The following is a 19241-nucleotide window of genomic DNA, read 5'->3' as shown; positions in this document are numbered from 1 at the left end:
GAGCGATGGATGCGGACGAGAGCGACGAGTGCGCCGGCTCATCTCGTCCGCAAACCTCGCTCTCGCGGCTCGCGCTCTCGCAACGGAGCATCCCGTGCCGGCGCATCAGATCGGCACCTGCACCTGCGCCAGGATCGAGCGCAGAATCGTGTCGACCGAGACGCCCTCGAGCTCGGCCTCGGGGCGCAACTGGATGCGGTGCCGCAGCACCGGCAGCACCATGGCCTGCACGTGGTCGGGCGTGATCCAGTCGAAACCGTTCAGCCACGCCCAGGCCTTCGCCGAGGCGAGCAGCGCCGTGCTGCCGCGCGGGCTCACCCCGAGCTTGACCGACGGGCTCTGCCGTGTGGCTCGGGCCAGGTCGACGGCGTAGGCCAGAACATCCGGTGTCGCGCCGACGGCGGAGACCGCGGCCTGCGCTTGCGTGAGCTGCAGGGCACCCAGAACGGGCCTGACGCCCGCGGCAGCCAGATCGCGAGGGTTGAACCCCGCGGAGTGCCGCGCGAGCACCGCGATCTCGGCGTCGCGTTCGGGTATTTCGAGCGTGAGCTTCAGCAGAAAACGGTCGAGCTGCGCTTCGGGCAGCGTGTAGGTGCCCTCGTACTCGATGGGGTTCATCGTGGCGGCGACGAGAAACGGATCGGGCAGCGGCCTGCTGAGACCGTCGACGCTGACCTGGCGCTCCTCCATGGCCTCGAGCAGCGCCGACTGCGTCTTCGGCGGTGTGCGGTTGATCTCGTCGGCGAGCAGGATGTTCGTGAACACCGGCCCGTCACGAAACTCGAATTCGCCCGCTCGTGCGTCGTAGATGAGCGAACCCGTCACGTCGCCGGGCATCAAGTCGGGCGTGAACTGCACCCGCTTCGTGTCAAGGCTCAGCGAGGCGGCGAGGGAGCGCACCAGCAGCGTCTTGGCGACGCCGGGCACGCCCTCGAGCAGCACGTGCCCGCGCGCGAGCAGGGCGACGAGCAGCCCGGTCACGGCGCCGTCTTGGCCGACGACCGCCTTGGCGACCTCGGTGCGAACGGCCGAGAGGGCCGCACGCAGTTCGGCGTTCGACGGCGGTGCCGATGCCGGTGCCGGTGCCGGGGCCGGCACCGATGCGGGCGCCGGGGCGGACTGAGCGTCAGGTTCTGCGGGGAGAGAGTAGTCGGTCACGAACGTTCCGTCTTTCGTCGAGGGTGATGCAGGGTGAATGCAGTGGCGGCGGTCATGGAGCGCCCTTCGGAGGCGGCTGTGCCGCGCCGTAGACACTCCGCCGCACGGCTGCTTCGAGGTCGGCGAGGTTCTGCGACAGGGTGAGCAGCTCGGCTTCCGATCCCGGCAAGCGATTCACGAGAATCGCGGCGACCTCTGCCGGCGGGATTCCGGTTGCGGTCGTCGTCGCGAGCACGATTTCGTCGAGATTGGCGCGGCGGGAGAGCCCGAGCATCCGCGCCAGCCGGCCGCTCGTGCCGATGCGCAGCGCGTCGAGCGCGCGCGTTCGGGCCGCCGAGCGGGCGTATAGCCGAGCGCGGCCGGTCACCGTCTCGTTTCCGCGCACGATCACCGGCAGATTCTCGATGACAACGGGCCCGAGTCGGCGCCCGCGCCACACCGCTGCGGCGATGAACACCAGAATCAACAACAGGATGACCGGGGTGACCCAGCCCGGAGTCAGATCGCCGAGGCTCGGCGGCCCCGCCGTGGCCGTGAGGTCGGCAGCGCTCGGAATGTACCAGACGAGCGAGCTGCTCTGCCCGAGCAGGCCGAGCGCGAGCGCGGCGTTGCCAGCGTTGACGATCTGCTCGTTACTGAGCACATCGGGCGCGCCGAGCACTGTGACCGGCACGGGGCCGGCCGTCGTCTGAACCAGCGAATACGCGTTGTCGCCGGTCGCGAAACAGGTGGTGCTGCCCGCGCCGGGGCCGGAGCCGGCATCGGCCCCGGTCAGACGGTACGTCGTGCCCGAGACAGTGATACTGCCCGCGCGCTGTGCCGCGGGCAGCGAGCAATCCGCCGCGGCTGTGCTGCTGTTGTCGGCCGCGCCCGACGGCGCACCGGCGAGCGACACGCTCGGCGCGACGCCCTCGAGCTCGAAGGCATCGGGTTGCACCAGCACGATCCGGCCGCCCAGGCCGGCGACCTCGGCGTAACGGTCGCCGGGCAGCAACTCGTCCGGATCGTAGATGAGCACCGTCGGTTGCGCGGACCCGGCCTTCTTCGCAGCTGCGACGGCCGCTTCGGCGGCGGTGAGCGAATCGACGGCCGTCACGGTGACACCCTGCTGCCGCAATACCTCGCCCAGCGCCTTGCTGCCGCCGGGCGCCGCGCTCGTGATCGAGAGCGCCGACGCGTCAGTCGAGCCACCGCCCCCTCGAAGCAGCAGGAGCAGCAGACTGGCCACCACCACGACGACCGCGGCACCCACCCAGAACGACCAACGCCGAAAGAAGCGGCGCACGGTCGGGGTGCTGCTCGGTGCGTAGACGGGCAGCTGGGCATCCGCTTTCTGCGGTGTGACCGGCGTGACCGGCGTGACCGGCGTGACCGGCGTGACCGGCGCGACAGTGCTCACGAGGCCCCACCGCCGGCGCCCGGGCCACTCGCATTCGTGCCCCCGACAGCGAACCCGCCAGCCGCAGTACCGCCGCCAGCCGTAGTACCGCCGGCGCCGACTCCCACGGCCTCGCGCCGCGCCGGAGCCAGGTCGCGCAGCTCGCGCTCAAGCCCCGCGAGTTCGTCGAATCCCTGCTTGCTCGGCCGCCGCCCGAGATAACGTACCCCGTCGAAGACCCGCGACGCCGAGTCGAGTCGCGCCGCCTGTGCCGGATACGACTGACCGGCACGCACCGCGAAATCGCGCGCGGTCGTTCCGGGGCTCACCTGCACCACCGTGCGTTCGGCCTGTCGCCGCGCGATCGAGCGATACATCTCTTCGATCGCCGTCAGGTAATCGCCTGCGCTCGCGGCGGCCGCAGCGGATGCTCGCAATTGTGCCGAAGTGCGCCGATCATCGGTTCCGAACAGTGCTTCGACCCGCGCTGCGACCTGCCGATTGCGGCGCGGCCGGCCGAACACGATGAACGCAGCGACGATCAGCGCCACCACGATGATGACCGCCAGCACCGGCAGCAGCCCGCCGAGATTGCCGTTCGACGGAACGGTGAGCGACGAGAGCCAGTCGCCCACTCCGGTGGCGATGCGGTCGAGCAAAGTCGGCCTCGCCGCCGTGTATTCGGGTTTGCTGAGTTCGTCGATGAGCCACTGCCGAGCATCCGGAGCAGACGGGTCGACGGGAACGTCGCCGAGCACCTCGAGCGACGCCAACCCCGCGAAGGTCACGGTGAGCACGGTCAGAAGGGCCTCTGCTCCGCGGGCCCTTGCGGCACGACGCGCACCTGGAACGGATCGTCGGCCGGGTCGACGTGGCCGGCCTGCCGCGCCTCGACGAACCGGATGAGCTCGAGGTCGAGGCCCTCTTTGCGCATGCGCAAGTCGATGTAGAGCACCGAGATCGCGGCAGCCTGCACCACCGAGGTGATGGCGCCGAACACCAGCTGAAGCACCAGAACGACGAGCTCCAGCACGACGATGCCCACGATGGTGGTGGCGCTGCTGGAAGTGGAATCGTTCGGTGATAACAGGCCCAGCACGATGCCGAAGATGAAACTGATCGGTTGTGTGACGACTTGGCTCGCGAAGTACACGATGAGGGTTACGAGCGCTTCGATGCCGAACGTTCGCCAGAACGAGCGCTGCGTGAGCCGCCAGGAGCGAGCGATGGCACGCGGCACGCTCAGGCGCTCGAGCACGATGATGCACGGCACCAGTGACACCTTGGTGCCGAGCCACACGGCGAGCGCGCCCAGCCCGAGCGCGAAGAGAATGCCGACCAGAACGGCCGAGACCACGCCGGGCGTGCCCCCGATCGACGCGAGGGCCACGACGATGCCCACCGCGATGGCCAGCACCACGACGATGGCCGCGCCCTCGAGCAGGTACCAGAGCACGAGCGGCCACATGCGTTTGCCGGCAGCCCGCCAGAGTTCACCGAGCTTGCGTTTCTCGCCGAGCACCTCGCGCGAGACTTCGATGACGAGGATGCCCTGCAGCAGCCCGCTCGAGATGAGTGCCAGCGCCAGGGGAATCAGCAGCGACAGCAGCACGATGGCGATCGAACCCGAGGTGACCGCCGCCCTGTCGGCAGAGCTCGCCTGGTTGATGCGCGTGAAGGCATAGAAGCTCGCGCCGCCGATGATGAGCAGCGAGATGAAGGCGACGACGATCTGGATGATCAGGGCACTGCCGAAGGTCGGTCCGGGGTTGCGTCGCAGCACGCGGAACGGGGCGCCGAGAAGCGTGCCGAAGCCGAGCGGTCGCAGCGGAATGAGGCCGGGCTTGGGCGGGGGAGTCCAGGCGGGGCCGTAGCCGGGTGGCGCGTACTGCGGCGGGTACGCGTTGTACTGCGGCGGTGCGGGCGGCGGTGGGTACGCGCCGTACTGCGGCGGCGCGGGCGGCGGTGGGTACGAGCCGTACTGCGGCGGCGCAGATGCAGCAGCGGGTGGCGGAGCATATTCGCCGTACTGCGGCTGCGCAGGCGGTCCCGGTGGTGGTGGCGGCGGCGGGTAGGCGCCATACTGCGGCTGCGGCTGCACAGGTGGCTGCTGCTCGTCACTCAACGGTGTTCCTCGTTCCGTCAGAGAAAAGGTGAAACGAGACTATCCCCACGCCCTCGCTTCGCACCGTCGTCGGCGCCCTCACCCTCCCATGGTGTCACAGTCCTCCGTCAGGTGTTTCGCGGCTGAACGGGGAGGTGCTCCACTACCCTATGAGCTATGGATGCTCGCATACTCGTGGTCGACGATGACCCCGCGCTCGCAGAAATGATCGGCATCGTTCTCGAGGCCGAGAATTTCGAACCCATTTTCTGCGCCGACGGTTCTGAGGCGTTCGCCGCATTCGTCTCCGCGCGCCCCGATCTCGTGCTGCTCGACCTCATGCTGCCAGGCCTCGACGGCATCGAGGTCTGCGCCCAGATTCGCGCCGAGTCGGGTGTTCCCATCATCATGCTCACCGCCAAGAGCGACACAACCGACGTCGTGAAGGGGCTCGAGTCCGGCGCCGACGACTACATCGTGAAACCGTTCAACCCGAAAGAGCTCGTCGCGCGCATCCGCACCCGCCTGCGACCGAGCACCGTCGCCCCCACGGTCAACGGCCCCATGCTCATCGGCGACATCGAGCTCGACGTGGCCGGGCACGAGGTGCGCCGCGGTACCGGGCGCATCAACCTCACTCCGCTCGAATTCGATCTGCTGCACGCGCTCGCCGCCAAACCGCAACAGGTCTTCACTCGCGAGATGCTGCTCGAGCAGGTCTGGGGCTACCACTACAAAGCCGACACGCGGCTGGTCAACGTGCACGTTCAGCGCCTGCGCGCCAAAGTCGAAGAAGACCCCGACAACCCGCGCATCGTGATGACGGTTCGCGGTGTCGGCTACCGGGCCGGTGCCGTCGCCTAGCGTGGCGCAGTCGTCTGGCGCGGCCACGGGGCGCGGGCGCCCGCCGAGCGCGGCATCGGGCCGCAGCCACATCGGGCCGTTTCTGGCCCGCGAGTGGCGTGCCTGGCCCGGCCAGATCGCCGGGTGGTGGCGTCAATCGCTGCAGTTCCGCACCATCGTCATCACCATCGCCCTGACCACGGTCGCTCTGCTCGGCGCCGGAATCTATACGTCGGTGAGCATCGGCAACGACCTGTTCCACTCCCGGCTGAACCAGGTGCTGCTCGACGCCAATCAGGCGGCGAAGAATGCCCAGACCATCTTCGACGCCTCCGACTCGAGCACCGACTCGTCGGTCAGCACGCTGCTGAACTCGGCCCAGACCAAGATCACCTCGTCATCGTCGTCGAGGCTCATCGCCATCTACGCCTCACCCGGGCAAGACCCCACCGCGACGTCGTTTCTGCCGTTCGCGAGCCCCGCGCTGACGACCGGCACCATCATCTCGCCCGAACTGCGCACCGAGGTTTCGAGCGCCATCGGTACGCAGACGCAGTATTGGCAGTCGGTGTCGTTGCCGAACGGATCCGGCGGATTCGACCCCGGCATCATCGTCGGTTCGCCACTCACCATTCCCAGCGCAGGTCAATACCAGCTCTACCTCGGCTACAACCTCGCCGACTCGGCGCAGACCCTCAGCTTCGTGCAACAGACGCTGTGGATCGCCGGACTGTTGCTCACGCTGCTCATCGGTCTCGTGGCGTGGGTCATCGTGCGGCTGGTGATCGAGCCGATCAGGGTGGCGGCCGAGGTGAGCGAGAAGCTGGCCGAGGGTGAACTCGAGGTGCGCATCCCCGAGAAGGGCGACGACATCATCGCCACCCTGGCGCGGTCGTTCAACGGCATGGCCGACAGCATGCAGGGCCAGATCACTCAGCTCGCCGAACTCTCGCAACTGCAACAGCGCTTCGTCTCCGATGTGTCGCACGAGCTTCGAACACCGCTCACGACCATCCGGCTGGCCGGCGACGTGCTCTACGACAAGCGCGACAGCTTCGAGCCCGCCATCGGCCGCACGGCAGAGCTGCTGCACACTCAGACGGTGCGATTCGAGCTGCTGCTGGGCGACCTGCTCGAGATCAGCCGCTTCGACGCCGGCTCTGCCGACCTCAACATCGAGCCATCCAGCCTGGTGCGGCTCGCGGTCGATGCGATCGACCAGATGCGGCCGCTCGCCGAGGCCGCGGGTTCGGAGATACGCATCTACGCCCCCGGCGGTCATATCGAGGTCGAGATCGACGCGCGGCGCATCCGGCGCATTGTCACGAACCTGCTCGGCAACGCCATCGAGCACGGTGAGGGTCGCCCGATTCTCGTCTCGGTCGACAGCAACGTCTCTGCGATCGCAATCTCGGTGCGCGATCACGGCATCGGCATGAGCGCCGAAGACGCCGAGCGGGTATTCGAGCGCTTCTGGCGCGCCGATCCCTCGCGTAAGCGCACCATCGGCGGAACCGGTCTGGGCCTCGCCATCTCGCTCGAGGATGCGGCCCTGCACGGCGGCCAGCTCGAGGTGTGGTCAGAGAGCGGCGTCGGCAGCTGCTTCCGGCTCACCCTGCCGCGGGTGCACGGTCGCCCCCTCGGCACCTCGCCGCTTCCGTTGCCGCCCGAAGATCCGCCAGAAGACGCCGATCCCGATCGCACCGACGACACGGGCGCCCACCTCTTCACCCGTTCGTACGACCCGACGCACACCTTCGACGAGCCGGTCGGCCTTCCCGCCGAGCTGCGCACGGCTAGCCCGTCCGACTCGCGAGCGGCGAACTCTGTCGAGGGCAGCGCATGACGGCCGGCACGCAGAAGCGCGCGCGCCGGGTGACGTTCGCGCTGGCCGGGGTGGTCACGGCTCTGCTTGCGGTCACCGGATGCACGGGCATCCCCGATTCGGGAGCGGTGCACTCGCAGGCGGTCAGCTCGACCCCGAACGACAGCGACGTGATTCTGCTGCCACCCGACCCGGTGTCGGGTGCGAACCAGTCGCAGATTCTGAACGGCTTTCTGCAGGCCGCGGCCAGCCCGCAGAACGACTACGGGGTGGCGCGCAAGTACCTCACCGACGACTTCTCGAAAACGTGGGATCCGAATGCCGGGGTGCTGATCGATGCCGGTCAGCCGGCCGAGACGACGCTCTCTGACACCTCGATAAGCATCAGCGTGACGCCGCTGGCCGAGGTCGACGCCACCGGCCAGTATCAAGAGAGCGCGTCATCGGCGGCCGTCACGCTTCCGTTCACTTTCTCGCAAGAGAACGGCCAATGGCGCATCAGCGCCGCGAACCCCGGCATCATTCTCGAACAGCTGCGCTTCAGTCAGGTGTTCGGGTCGCATCCGCTGTATTTCTACGACCCGACCTACACCTACCTCGTGCCCGACGTACGCTGGTTCGCGAAAGACGAGTCGACGAGTACCCGGGTCGTGAAGGCGTTGCTTGCGGGGCCGGCGCCGTGGCTCGGGCAGGGTGCTGTCGTGACGGCTTTTCCCGACGGCACCGAGACCACAGCCGTGGTCGTCGACTCCGGCAGAGCGAACGTGCCGGTGTCGAGCCAGGTGCTTTCGCAGTCGGCGCAGGCTCTGCAGCGCATGCAGTACCAGCTCGACGAGTCGCTCTCCACCGTGGCGTCGGTTGCGAGCGTGGTCATGACGGTGAACCAGAATCCGGTGACGGTGCTCGCCGGCCCCGCGCCCTCGGTCGATCCACGGGTGAACCCGCAGGCGCTTGTCGATATGGCGAACGTCTTCGGGTACTTGTCGGGTAATGCAGCGACACCGATTCCAGCGGTCAGCGACAAGATCCAGGCGCTGGCCCCGCTCTCGGTAGTGTCGTCGGCGAAGGTGTTCGCGGTGGCCACCGCAGCCGGGGTGTTCGCCGTGCAGCCCGGATCCAATGCCCCGGTGCTCGTCGACAACCGCCCTGGCCTCGTTCCGCCGTCGGTGGATCCGGCGGGATTCGTCTGGTCGGTACCCGCCGGCAACCCCGGTGCCGTTCAGGCCTACGGCAGCGATGGCACCGCGCACGCCGTGGTGGCCGGGTGGGATGGAGCGACCTCGATCACGTCGCTCGACATCTCACGCGACGGAACCAGGGCGCTCGCGCTCACGACCTCGGACGGCCAGCCCAAGCTCGTCGTCGCCGCCGTCATCCGTGACAAAGACGGTGTGCCCGAGCGGCTCGGCAACCCGGTGACCCTCGCCAGCGGCGGCGGAACCCCGGTCGATGCGACCTGGGTCGACGAATCGAACGTGGCCTCGCTCACGGTGTCGGCCAGCGGCGACGACCGTATCGTTCTGCAGCAGATCGGCGGAATCAGCAGCAATCTCGGTGTTCCGGTCAACGCAACGACGATCGCGGGCGGAAACGATCTCAGCGGGCTCTGGCTGCTGACCTCGGCCGGCGACCTGCAGCAGCAGCGCGGCAGTGGGTGGCAGACGAATACGACGGGCGTCGGCATGTTGGCGACGCAGACGTAGGCGCTGCGATTGCACAGTCGGTGCTTGCTGCGGGTTGTGCACAGATCGGGTACTCGAGCGCTCTCGGCTTGCCGGCCGCGACCAGGCTTGCAGAATGAAATTCAGCTCAGCTCTGCTCGACGCACTCGCACTGGTGCTGCCTACCGAATGTGCGGTGTGCGGTACCCCCGATCGCCCGGTCTGCTCTCGCTGCGCTGCCGAATTCACCCCGGCGGTGACAGCGCTTTCGGTGTCAGCACCGGTGTCAGCGCCGGTGCCAGCGGCGGTGTCACAGCCGGGGTCGGCCCCGTCGGAGTCAGCGATGGCTGAGGCGGGCTTTCCGATCTGGGCCGGGTTGCCGTACAGCGAAACGGTGGCCCGTGCCCTCTCTCTGCTCAAAGAGCACGGTCGAACCGACCTCGCTCCGACCCTGGGGCTCGTGCTCGCTGCAGCGGTAACGGATGCTCGGCGAGCGTGCCTCGCGCGGCTCCCGCCCGGTACCGAACTCGTGCTCGCGGTGGCGCCGTCGTCACGCGCGGCGTACCGAACACGCGGCTACAACCCCGTGGACGTGCTGGTTCGCCGTGCGCGACTCGAGCTGCCGATCATCCGTCCGCTGCGTGTCGCCCGGCGCGTGCGAGACCAGGCGGGCCTCGGAGTCGCAGCCCGTCAGCAGAATCTCGCGGGCTCTCTGGCCGTTCGCACCAGATTCCCAGAAGGTTCTCTGCAGGGTGCCACGGTGTTGCTCGTCGACGATGTCGTCACGACTGGGGCGACCCTTCTGGAGTGTCGTCGTGCCCTCGAATCCGCAGGAGCACACGTGGTCGGCGCCGCCACGGTGGCCTTCGCCGAGCGTCGGCACGGTCGCTCTGCGGTGCTGCGTTCGACCGAATTCGTGACGGAATGAGGCGAACTCAGCTCCAGCTGGTGACAGACAGAGGGGTGGCGAGTACGGTGGGTCAAAAGGCGCGGAGGAACTCGCTTTGACCACAAGGCGGCGTGTCTTTTTGAGACTAGGAGATTGCCATGGAGATCAACATCACGGGCCGCAACCTAGGGATCACTGACCGATTTCGCAGTTATGCGACGGAGAAGGCAGAGAAAGTCTCTCTTCTCGCCGATCGTGCACTCGTGCTCGAGGTCAAGGTCTGCCGGCACAATTCCGCGAACGCCTCGGGTGGCGACGACAGGGTCGAACTGACGCTGATCGGCCCCGGTCCCGTCGTTCGCGCCGAGAGCGCAGGCAGCGACAAATACGTCGCTTTCGACCTGGCGATCGGCAAGCTCATGGAGCGCGTGCGCCGGGCGAAAGACCGCAAGAAGGTGCATCGCGGGCACCATCGCCCGGTCTCGCTGCACGAGGCGAGCACCGGTGGCTTCAGCGTGATCGACGTCGTGCCGGCCGAAGCCGAGGCGCTGGCCGGTGTGAGCACCGGCGCCGTTGCCGTGGTGCCCCCGGCAGACGACACGCGGGCGACAGAGACCGCGCAGACCGAAGAAGACTGGTCGCCGGTGGTCATTCGAAAGAAGGTGTTCGCGGCCGCTCCGATGAGCGTCGACGACGCTCTCTACCTGATGGAGCTGGTCGGGCATGACTTCTACCTCTTCATCGACGCCGACACGAATCGGCCGAGCGTGGTCTACCGCCGAAAGGGCTGGGACTACGGGGTCATCGGGCTCGACGACCACACTTCGCCGCTGGTGGCGGCGCCGCTCGAGGCCGAGCGGGTCTTCTCGTAACGGCCCGAGTGCGAATGACGCCTGGGGGCGCGACGAGTCGATCGTCGCGCCCTCAGCGCTCGTTTAGAAGACCCTCAGGTATCGCAACTAAGATTGCACGGATAACTGGCTGAATCTTCGGCTGGATCGGTAGGAGATTTCACGTGGCTTCCGTTCTTGAAAGAGTTCTTCGCGTCGGCGAGGGGCGAGTTCTTCGACGACTCGAAAACTACGCCAAGGCCATCAACGCTCTCGAAGAAGACTTCACACACCTCAGTGACGAAGAGCTCAAAGAAGAGACACCGCGGCTGCGCGAGCGATTCGAAGACGGCGAGAGCCTCGATCACCTGTTGCCCGAGGCGTTCGCGGCCGTTCGTGAAGCGTCGCGCCGCACACTGGGTCTGCGTCACTTCGACGTGCAGCTCATGGGCGGTGCCGCACTGCATCTCGGCAACATCGCCGAGATGAAGACCGGTGAGGGCAAGACGCTCGTTGCCACGCTTCCCGCGTACTTGAACGCCATCACGGGCAAGGGCGTGCACATCGTCACCGTGAACGACTATCTCGCCAACTACCAGAGCGAGCTGATGGGTCGCGTGTTCCGCGCCCTCGGCATGACGACCGGTGTCATCTTGAGCGGCCAGACTCCGGCCGAGCGCCGTGAGCAGTACGCGGCCGACATCACCTACGGCACGAACAACGAGTTCGGCTTCGACTACCTGCGCGACAACATGGCCTGGCAGGCCAGCGACATGGTGCAGCGCGGTCACCAGTTCGCCATCGTCGACGAGGTCGACAGCATTCTCATCGACGAGGCCCGCACTCCGCTCATCATCTCGGGTCCGTCGTCTGGCGAAGCGAACCGCTGGTTCACCGAATTCGCTTCGGTCGCTACTCGGCTCGTGGCCGACGAAGACTACGAGATCGACGAGAAGAAGCGCACCGTCGGCATTCTCGAGCCCGGCATCGAGAAAGTCGAAGACTATCTCGGCATCGACAACCTCTACGAGTCCGCCAACACCCCGCTCATCTCGTTCTTGAACAACTCCTTGAAGGCCGCTGCGCTGTTCAAGAAAGACAAGGACTACGTCGTCATGAACGGCGAGGTGCTCATCGTCGACGAGCACACGGGCCGCATCCTCGCAGGCCGCCGCTACAACGAGGGCATCCACCAGGCCATCGAGGCCAAAGAGGGAGTGACGGTCAAGGCCGAGAACCAGACTCTCGCCACCGTGACCCTGCAGAACTACTTCCGCCTCTACGAGAAGATCTCCGGTATGACGGGTACGGCCGAGACCGAGGCCGCCGAGTTCATGAGCACCTACAAGCTCGGCGTCGTGGCGATTCCCACCAACCGGCCCATGCAGCGTAAAGACCAGCCCGACCTGGTGTACAAGAACGAGCAGTCGAAGTTCGAGCAAGTCGTCGAAGACATCGTCGAACGGCACGCCAGCGGGCAGCCCGTTCTCGTCGGTACGACCAGCGTCGAGAAGAGCGAATACCTCTCGCGCCTCTTGGCCAAGAAGGGTGTTCGGCACGAGGTTCTGAACGCGAAGAACCACGCTCGTGAGGCCGCCATCATCGCGCAAGCCGGCCGCCTCGGCGCCGTCACAGTCGCTACCAACATGGCCGGTCGAGGCACCGACATCATGCTCGGCGGCAACACCGAGTTTCTCGCCGTCTCCGAGATGAACGTTCGCGGCCTCAGCCCGGTCGAGACCCCCGACGAATACGAAGAGGCGTGGGACGACGTGCTCGCCGAAGTGAAGTCGGGCGTCGAGGCCGAAGCCGAGAAGGTCGTCGAGGCCGGCGGTCTCTACGTGCTCGGCACGGAGCGCCACGAGTCGCGCCGCATCGACAACCAGCTGCGTGGTCGTAGTGGCCGTCAGGGCGACCCGGGCGAGAGCCGGTTCTACTTGTCGCTCACCGATGACCTGATGCGCCTGTTCAACGCCGGTGCCGCCGAGAGCCTGATGGGCCGAGGCAACGTGCCCGACGATCTGGCCATCGAGTCCAAAGTCGTCTCTCGCGCCATTCGCAGCGCACAGTCTCAGGTCGAGGGCCGCAACGCCGAGATCCGCAAGAACGTTCTGAAGTACGACGATGTTCTGAACCGTCAGCGTGAGGCGATCTACAACGATCGCCGCGCCATTCTCGAGGGCGACGACCTTCACGAACGCTCGCAGAAGTTCTTGAGCGACGTAATCGAAGACGTGCTCGAAACCCACGCGGGCGAGGGCAATGGCGACGACTGGGACTTCGACGCGATGTGGACAGAGCTGAAGACGCTCTACCCCGTCTCGATCAGCATCGACGAGGTCATCGCCGAGGCAGGCAGCCGGGGCAAGATCAGCCGCGAGTTCGTCGGCCGCGAGATCCTCTCCGACGCACAGATCGCCTACCAGAAGCGCGAAGACACGCTCGGCGAGGCCGCAATGCGCGAGCTCGAGCGACGCGTCGTCTTGACCGTCATCGACCGCCGCTGGCGCGATCACCTCTACGAAATGGACTACCTCAAAGACGGCATCGGTCTGCGTGCCATGGCGCAGCGCGATCCGCTCGTCGAGTACCAGCGCGAGGGCTACCTGCTCTTCCAGCAGATGATGGGCCAGATCCGCGAAGAGGCCGTCGGCTTCTTGTTCAACCTCGAGGTCGAGGTCAACACTCCGGCGGGCGAAGTGGATGCCCCCAGCGTTCAGGCCAAGGGCCTCGAAACGGGCCACAACGAAGAGGCGGCACAGCTCAGCTACACCGCACCGAGCGACTCCGGCGGTGTCGAGGTGCGCAACCAGCGCGGCCAGCTCGAGCAGGCCGCCACAGCTCGCGCTCAGCGTGCCCAAGAAGAGGCAGCCAGCAGCACGAGTGGCGCGCAGCAGGCCGCTCCGCCGGTAGCCCCCGCAGGCAACTCGGGCCCCGCCCGCGGCCGTACTGGTGGCCAGCCCCAACGCCCCGCGCCCACCACCACCGGCGCCTTCGGCCAGAAGACCCCCGCCGGAGCTCCTCCCGCCGGCAACCGCGCCGACCGTCGCGCCGGCCAAAAGAAGAAGTAGCCCGCCGTACCGCCCGCGCCAGTCCGGCGCGTTCGCCCCGCACGAACCGCGCCCGTTCGGCCTGCACGCGCCCGCTCGAGCCGCGCCCGTTCGGCCTGCACGCGCCCGCTCGAGGCGTGGCAGTGTCCCGTTCGAACCGCGGCGGTCGCCCGGCGCGCGCGCCGACGCTGCCGTGGCGTCCTGCACGCCCCCGCTCGAACCGCGGCGGTGGCCCTCTCGAACCGCGGCGGTGGCCCTCTCGAACCGTGGTGGTGGCCCGTTCGAACCGTGGCGGTGGCCCTCTCGAACCGTGGTGGTGGCCCGTTCGAACCGTGGCGGTGGCCCTCTCGAGCCGTGGTGGTGGCCCTCTCGAATCGCGGTGGTGGCCCTCTCGAATCGCGGTGGTGGCCCGCTCGAACCGTGGCGGTGGCCCGCTCGAATCGCGGCAGTCGCCCGGTGGGCCCGCCGGCGCTGCCGTGGCGAAAGCGCGGTAGTTCGGCGTTCGCGCGCCCTTTCGAACTACCGCACTTGTGCCAAAGGGCCGCGCTCTCGGTGAATGCACGCTCACCGTGTGTCCGCCCTATACAGGCCCACCTGCCTTCGGCGACCGCACCATCATCCGCGTACCCGCTCGCCACAGGCCACCGGGCCCGACGCCAGTGTCCGCCGCCGCGCCAGCACGGACGGACGGTGCCCGGTCGCTCGCCCAGTGCCCTCGGTGCCCGACGCCGCGGCTCCCCGGTCGCGCGCAGCCGTAGTGCCCCGCGCTGTTTTGGCGGAAGCGCGGTAGTTCGGCGTTCGCGCGCCCTTTCGAACTACCGCGGTTGAGCCAAAGTGCCGCGCGACCGGCTGGTGCACGGTCGCTGCGCTTCGGCTGGTGCGTGGTGGCTGCGGTTCGGGCGGGTGCGTGGGTGGTCTGCGCCGGGCGGGTGAGCGGGGGTCGCGATAGGCGGGTGCGTGGTGGCCTGCGCCGGGCGGGTTCGCGGTGCCCGATTGTGCGAGTGCCCGGTAGCCTGCGAAGGGCGAGTGCACGGTGGACGAGCGTCCGGCGTTGCACGGTCGCCCGCGCGTCCGGCGTTGCACGGTCACCCGAGCATCCGGTCGGCGCTCGCCGACGCGCCGACCCCTCGGCGCCCGACGCGCCACCGGCCTACAGATGCGCCACCGTGTCGGCGACGCTTGAAAACTGAACAGTAGCGACGTTTGAAAAGTGAACACTCACGATTGGAGAGTGATCACTTTGGAGGATTGGGCGTTGATTCGTCGTCTGGCAGCGGATGGGGTTCCGAAGGCGCGGATCGCAGCGCAGTTGGGTATCTCGCGGACCACGGTCGTGAAGGCGGTGGCGTCGGAATCGTCACCGAAGTACGAGCGGGCACCGGCCGTGACGTCGTTCAGCGGGTTCGAGGATCGGGTGCGGTCTCTGCTGCAGGATGTTCCCTCGATGCCCGCGACAGTGATCGCGGAGCGGGTGGGCTGGCCGGGGTCGATCACCTGGTTCCGACAGAACGTGGCCAGGTTGCGGCCGGAGTATCGGCCGATCGATCCCGCGGACCGACTGCTGTACGACGCCGGCGATCAGGCGCAGTGCGATCTATGGTTCCCGCCGGCCGAGGTGCCAACGCAGGGCCGGACAGCGCCGTTACCGGTGTTGGTGATCGTGGCCTCGCACTCGAGGTTCATCACGGCACGGATGCTGCCCTCGCGGACGACACCGGACCTCGTCGCCGGGATGTGGTCTTTGCTCGCGGAGCAACTCGGCGCGGTACCTCGGCGACTGATCTGGGACAACGAGGCTGGCATCGGCCGCCGGAACAAACTCGCCGAGGGAGTGACAGGGTTCACCGGGGCGTTAGCGACGAGGATCGTGCAGCTGAAACCATTTGATCCCGAGTCCAAGGGCATCGTCGAACGCGCCAACGGATACCTCGAAACGTCGTTCCTCCCCGGCCGACGCTTCGCATCACCGGATGACTTCAACCGACAGCTGACCGAGTGGCTGCCACGCGCGAACAACCGGAAAGTGCGGTCGTTGAACGCACGCCCGGTCGACCTGATCAGTAACGATCGGGCCCGGATGCTGCCATTGCCGCCCGTCGTCCCGACGTTGGGGCATCAGAACCGGGTCCGGCTCGGCCGCGACTACTATGTGAGCATCGCAGGGAATGACTACTCCGTCGACCCGACAGCATCAGGCCGGATGATCGATATCCGCGCCGATCTATCGCACGTCACGGTGCGGCAAGGCGATCGGCTGGTGGCCTCACACGATCGCGAATGGGGCTCCGGGATTATCGTGACGGCACCAGAGCATGTTCAGACCGCAGCGCGGCTGCGTGCGGAGTTCCAACAACCCAGGCCCTCGGGCTCCGAGGAACTCGAGCTCGTGCGTGACCTCGCCGATTACGATCGTGCGTTCGGGATCGAGGTCGCGTGATGGACGACGCTACGAAACAGATCGTGCACCTCGCGACCGCGTTGAAAGCACCTCGGATCAGAGACGCCGCCAGCAGGCTCGCCGATCATGCTCGCGACGCGAGCTGGAGCTATGAGGAATACCTTGCCGCGGTTCTTGACCGGGAAGTCGCGGCGAGGAACGCGTCCGGCGCGCAGCTCAGAATCCGTGCCGCGGGGTTCCCTGCACACAAAACGATCGAGGACTTCTCGTTCGAGCATCAGCCAGGGATCCGCCGTGACCAGATCACCCCGCTCGCTGCGGGCGGCTACCTCACCGAAGCTCGGAACGTCGTGCTCCTCGGGCCGCCCGGAACAGGGAAAACCCACATCGCGATCGCGTTGGGCGTCGCGGCCGCCGGACATGGTCATCGTGTGTTGTTCGCGACCGCGACCGAATGGGTCACCCGCCTGCAAGACACCCACCGGGCCGGGAAGCTGCCCGACGAACTCAAACGGCTCCGCCGCTACGGGCTGATCATCGTCGATGAAGTCGGCTATCTGCCCTTCGAGCAAGACGCAGCGAACTTGTTCTTCCAGCTCGTGTCCTCCCGCTACGAACACGCGTCGCTGATCCTGACCAGCAACCTCACCTTCGCCAAATGGGGTGACGTCTTCGGGGACCAGGCCGTCGCAGCAGCGATGATCGATCGAATCGTGCACCACGCCGACGTACTCACACTGAAAGGCGCGAGCTACCGACTCAAGAACGCAGGCATCGACACACTGCCGTCTGTCAAAGCCGAAACACGCAGCTAAACTACCGCCACACCGTTCACTTTTCGAACGACACAATGGCCCAGTTTTAGACCGTCGCCGACACACCGGCCTACAGATGCGCCACCCGCGTCACAACACGGTGATGGTGCTCGCCCGCCACCGCGTGCCTAAGTGCTCCAGCCGCAGCGCCACCGCGCGCGAACGGGCTTTACCGTGCACGATGACGACTCCCTCGATTACGCCCGGCAGCGGCTCACTGAGCACAGTGCGCCCGATGCAGAAGGTCGGACGCAGGACGCGCTGCCCGGTGACCTGCCGGGCGCGCGACGACAGCCTCACCCGCGCCGACAGGTTCTTGTAGACGTCATCAGACACCCAACGGGCGATCTGGTCGATGTCTCGCACACCCGCGAGCACCTCGAGAACAACCCGCGTGAGCGTCTCTAAGAATTCGCGTGCGCTCGGAGACACTGGTGAGACGAGCGGCTCGTGCGCGCCCGGGAGGGTGTGGGGGTGGGTGTGTTCCATCGTGGCGACGGTCGACGGTTGGCTCATTGTGTTGACTCCGGTGAACGTGACGCCTCCCACAGAGCCGCTGGGTCTGCGCACTGAGTGTTTGGCGTGAACTTGATGAGTGTTTCTCGATTCTCGGGTGTTGCAACTAAAGCAGGTGTATCTGATCGTGTAAAGCAGCGGGAGCCGATTGTGGATAAGACCGCGATGACCGACGTGGGGGAGGGCGAACCCAGGTCGTAGGCTAGACGTCGTGTCTACTTTGAGCGATCTCGTGCTGGCGCAGGGCAATTCCACCGATGCCGACATCGAGTGGTTGCACCTGCTGGTCGGAGACTGGCAGCTTCTCGCCGACTTGGCCTTCGCCGACATCGTGTTGTGGGTGCCCTCCAGCGACGGCAGTTTCGTCGCCGTGGCTCACGCCCGGCCATCCGGATCGGCCACCCTGTTCTATCGCGACTTCGTCGGTCAGGCGGTCAAGGCCGAGTGGCGCAAGCAGGTCACCGACGCCTACCAGAGCGCCCAGATCGTCGACACGGCGGCGCCGGATTGGTACGAAGAGACCCCGACCCGCGTTCGCGCCGTGCCCGTGCTGCGACGGTTGTCGCCGACCGACACGAAAACCACCGACAAGCCCATCGCGGTGGTGACGCGGCACACGAACCTCAGCGAGGCCCGCACGCCCAGCCGTCAGGAGCTGACGTTCAACGAGTGCGCCAACGATCTGTTCGCGATGATCGCTGCGGGCGACTTTCCCGACCTCGGCGCCCCCACCGGTCCGCGTCGAGGTGCCCCGCGTGCATCCGATGGTCTGATTCGGCTCGACGCCGACGGAACCGTCACATTCGCGAGCCCGAACGGCCTGTCTGCTTTCAACCGGATGGGTTTCGCCGAAGAACTCGAGGGCCAGTCGCTAGCAGAGGTCACGACCCAGTTGCTCAGCGGCACCCTCGTCGTCGACGAGTCACTGCCGTTGGTCGTCACCGGTCGAGCCCCGTGGCGCACCGATGTCGAGGCCAAGGGAGTGACGGTATCGCTGCGGGCCATTCCGCTGCGCACCCGGGGGCAGCGCTTCGGGGCCATCGTGCTCTGCCGCGACGTCACCGAGCTGCGGCACGACGAGCGTGAACTCATCACCAAAGACGCGACCATTCGCGAGATTCACCACCGCGTCAAGAACAACCTGCAGACCGTGGCTTCGCTGCTGCGCATCCAGGCTCGCCGAACGCACTCCGACGACGCGAAGGATGCCCTCTCCCAGGCCATGCGCCGTGTCGCCGCCATCGCGGTCGTGCACGACACCCTGTCTGAAGGGCTCGCTCAGCGGGTCGACTTCGACGTGGTCTTCGAGCGCGTACTGATGCTCGTCACCGAGGTCGCTTCGGCGCACAACACCACCGTGCATCCGAAGTTCAGCGGCAGCTTCGGGGTGCTGCCGAGCGAATACGCCACGCCGCTGGCCCTGGCTCTCACCGAACTCGTCACGAACGCCGTCGAGCACGGTCTGGCAGGCCAGGAGGGCCGGGTCGAGATCGTCGCACGCCGGTCGGAAGAGAAGCTCACGGTCGAGGTGCGAGACACCGGATCCGGTCTACCGGAGGGTAAGGTCGGCTCGGGCCTGGGTACGCAGATTGTACGCACCCTGATTCAGGGCGAACTCGGCGGAATCATCGACTGGCACACCATGGTCGGCAGCGGAACGGTCGTCACGATCGAGATTCCGTTCCGCTGGCTCAAGAAACGAGCTGCGGCGTAGCGCTTGGCTCGCCGAGCGCAGCATTGAGCCGAGCCGCTGTGGCGCGGCAGCCTAGGACGC

At 67.0% G+C, this 19241-nt stretch carries 14 protein-coding genes; 9 read left to right on the top strand and 5 right to left on the bottom strand.

What is annotated here, in order from left to right; translation table 11 throughout:
* Nucleotides 1-105 precede the first annotated feature (105 nt).
* From LQ955_RS11735 to LQ955_RS11720, 4 genes are all read right to left on the bottom strand, one after another.
* Nucleotides 106-1098: an AAA family ATPase gene (locus LQ955_RS11735; RefSeq protein ID WP_231028120.1), complete on the bottom strand. Its 993-nt coding sequence runs from the start codon at nucleotides 1096-1098 to the stop codon at nucleotides 106-108.
* A 112-nt stretch (nucleotides 1099-1210) separates the two neighbouring features.
* Nucleotides 1211-2557 (bottom strand): DUF4350 domain-containing protein, encoded by a 1347-nt coding sequence (locus LQ955_RS11730; RefSeq protein WP_231024720.1) that lies wholly within the window; start codon nucleotides 2555-2557, stop codon nucleotides 1211-1213.
* Nucleotides 2554-3333 (bottom strand): DUF4129 domain-containing protein, encoded by a 780-nt coding sequence (locus tag LQ955_RS11725; protein ID WP_231024719.1) that lies wholly within the window; start codon nucleotides 3331-3333, stop codon nucleotides 2554-2556. The genes LQ955_RS11730 and LQ955_RS11725 overlap by 4 nt, the downstream gene beginning before the upstream one ends.
* A 2-nt stretch (nucleotides 3334-3335) precedes the next feature.
* Nucleotides 3336-4661: a hypothetical protein gene (locus LQ955_RS11720; protein ID WP_231024718.1), complete on the bottom strand. Its 1326-nt coding sequence runs from the start codon at nucleotides 4659-4661 to the stop codon at nucleotides 3336-3338.
* Nucleotides 4662-4817: 156 nt separating this feature from the next.
* Between LQ955_RS11720 and mtrA the strand changes: the two genes are divergently transcribed.
* The 8 genes from mtrA (at nucleotide 4818) to istB (ending at nucleotide 16951) form a co-directional block, all read left to right on the top strand.
* The gene (mtrA, locus tag LQ955_RS11715; protein WP_231024717.1) at nucleotides 4818-5504 is read left to right on the top strand and encodes an MtrAB system response regulator MtrA; all 687 of its coding nucleotides are present in this window, start codon (nucleotides 4818-4820) and stop codon (nucleotides 5502-5504) included.
* Nucleotides 5491-7329, top strand: a complete 1839-nt coding sequence (gene mtrB, locus LQ955_RS11710) for an MtrAB system histidine kinase MtrB (protein WP_231024716.1) — start codon at nucleotides 5491-5493, stop codon at nucleotides 7327-7329. The genes mtrA and mtrB overlap by 14 nt, the downstream gene beginning before the upstream one ends.
* Nucleotides 7326-9011 (top strand): LpqB family beta-propeller domain-containing protein, encoded by a 1686-nt coding sequence (locus LQ955_RS11705; RefSeq protein ID WP_231024715.1) that lies wholly within the window; start codon nucleotides 7326-7328, stop codon nucleotides 9009-9011. Before mtrB ends, LQ955_RS11705 begins: the two co-directional genes overlap by 4 nt.
* A gap of 301 nt (nucleotides 9012-9312) precedes the next feature.
* Nucleotides 9313-9897 (top strand): ComF family protein, encoded by a 585-nt coding sequence (locus tag LQ955_RS11700; RefSeq protein WP_231024714.1) that lies wholly within the window; start codon nucleotides 9313-9315, stop codon nucleotides 9895-9897.
* Nucleotides 9898-10016: 119 nt separating this feature from the next.
* The gene (gene hpf / locus LQ955_RS11695; protein WP_231024713.1) at nucleotides 10017-10730 is read left to right on the top strand and encodes a ribosome hibernation-promoting factor, HPF/YfiA family; all 714 of its coding nucleotides are present in this window, start codon (nucleotides 10017-10019) and stop codon (nucleotides 10728-10730) included.
* A gap of 143 nt (nucleotides 10731-10873) precedes the next feature.
* Entirely contained in the window at nucleotides 10874-13759 is a 2886-nt protein-coding gene (secA, locus tag LQ955_RS11690) for a preprotein translocase subunit SecA (protein ID WP_231024712.1), read from the top strand.
* 1210 nt (nucleotides 13760-14969) lie between these two features.
* Nucleotides 14970-16175 (top strand): IS21 family transposase, encoded by a 1206-nt coding sequence (istA, locus tag LQ955_RS11685; protein WP_231024711.1) that lies wholly within the window; start codon nucleotides 14970-14972, stop codon nucleotides 16173-16175.
* A complete protein-coding gene (gene istB / locus LQ955_RS11680) occupies nucleotides 16175-16951 on the top strand; it encodes an IS21-like element helper ATPase IstB (protein ID WP_231028119.1) in 777 nt (258 codons plus the stop codon). The genes istA and istB overlap by 1 nt, the downstream gene beginning before the upstream one ends.
* Before the next feature lie 90 nt (nucleotides 16952-17041).
* Here the strand turns inward: istB and LQ955_RS11675 are convergent, their stop codons facing one another.
* Nucleotides 17042-17467 (bottom strand): Rv3235 family protein, encoded by a 426-nt coding sequence (locus tag LQ955_RS11675; protein ID WP_231024710.1) that lies wholly within the window; start codon nucleotides 17465-17467, stop codon nucleotides 17042-17044.
* Between the two features lie 211 nt (nucleotides 17468-17678).
* Here LQ955_RS11675 and LQ955_RS11670 point away from each other — a divergent pair, with 211 nt between their 5' ends.
* Complete coding sequence (locus LQ955_RS11670) at nucleotides 17679-19181, top strand: sensor histidine kinase (protein WP_231024709.1); 1503 nt, start codon at nucleotides 17679-17681, stop codon at nucleotides 19179-19181.
* The last annotated feature ends 60 nt before the right edge of the window (nucleotides 19182-19241 follow it).

The organism is Subtercola endophyticus (assembly GCF_021044565.1).
Classification (GTDB): Bacteria; Actinomycetota; Actinomycetes; order Actinomycetales; family Microbacteriaceae; genus Subtercola; species Subtercola endophyticus.
Note: the sequence above shows the minus strand (reverse complement) of the source record. Positions and strands in the feature narration are given on the sequence as shown.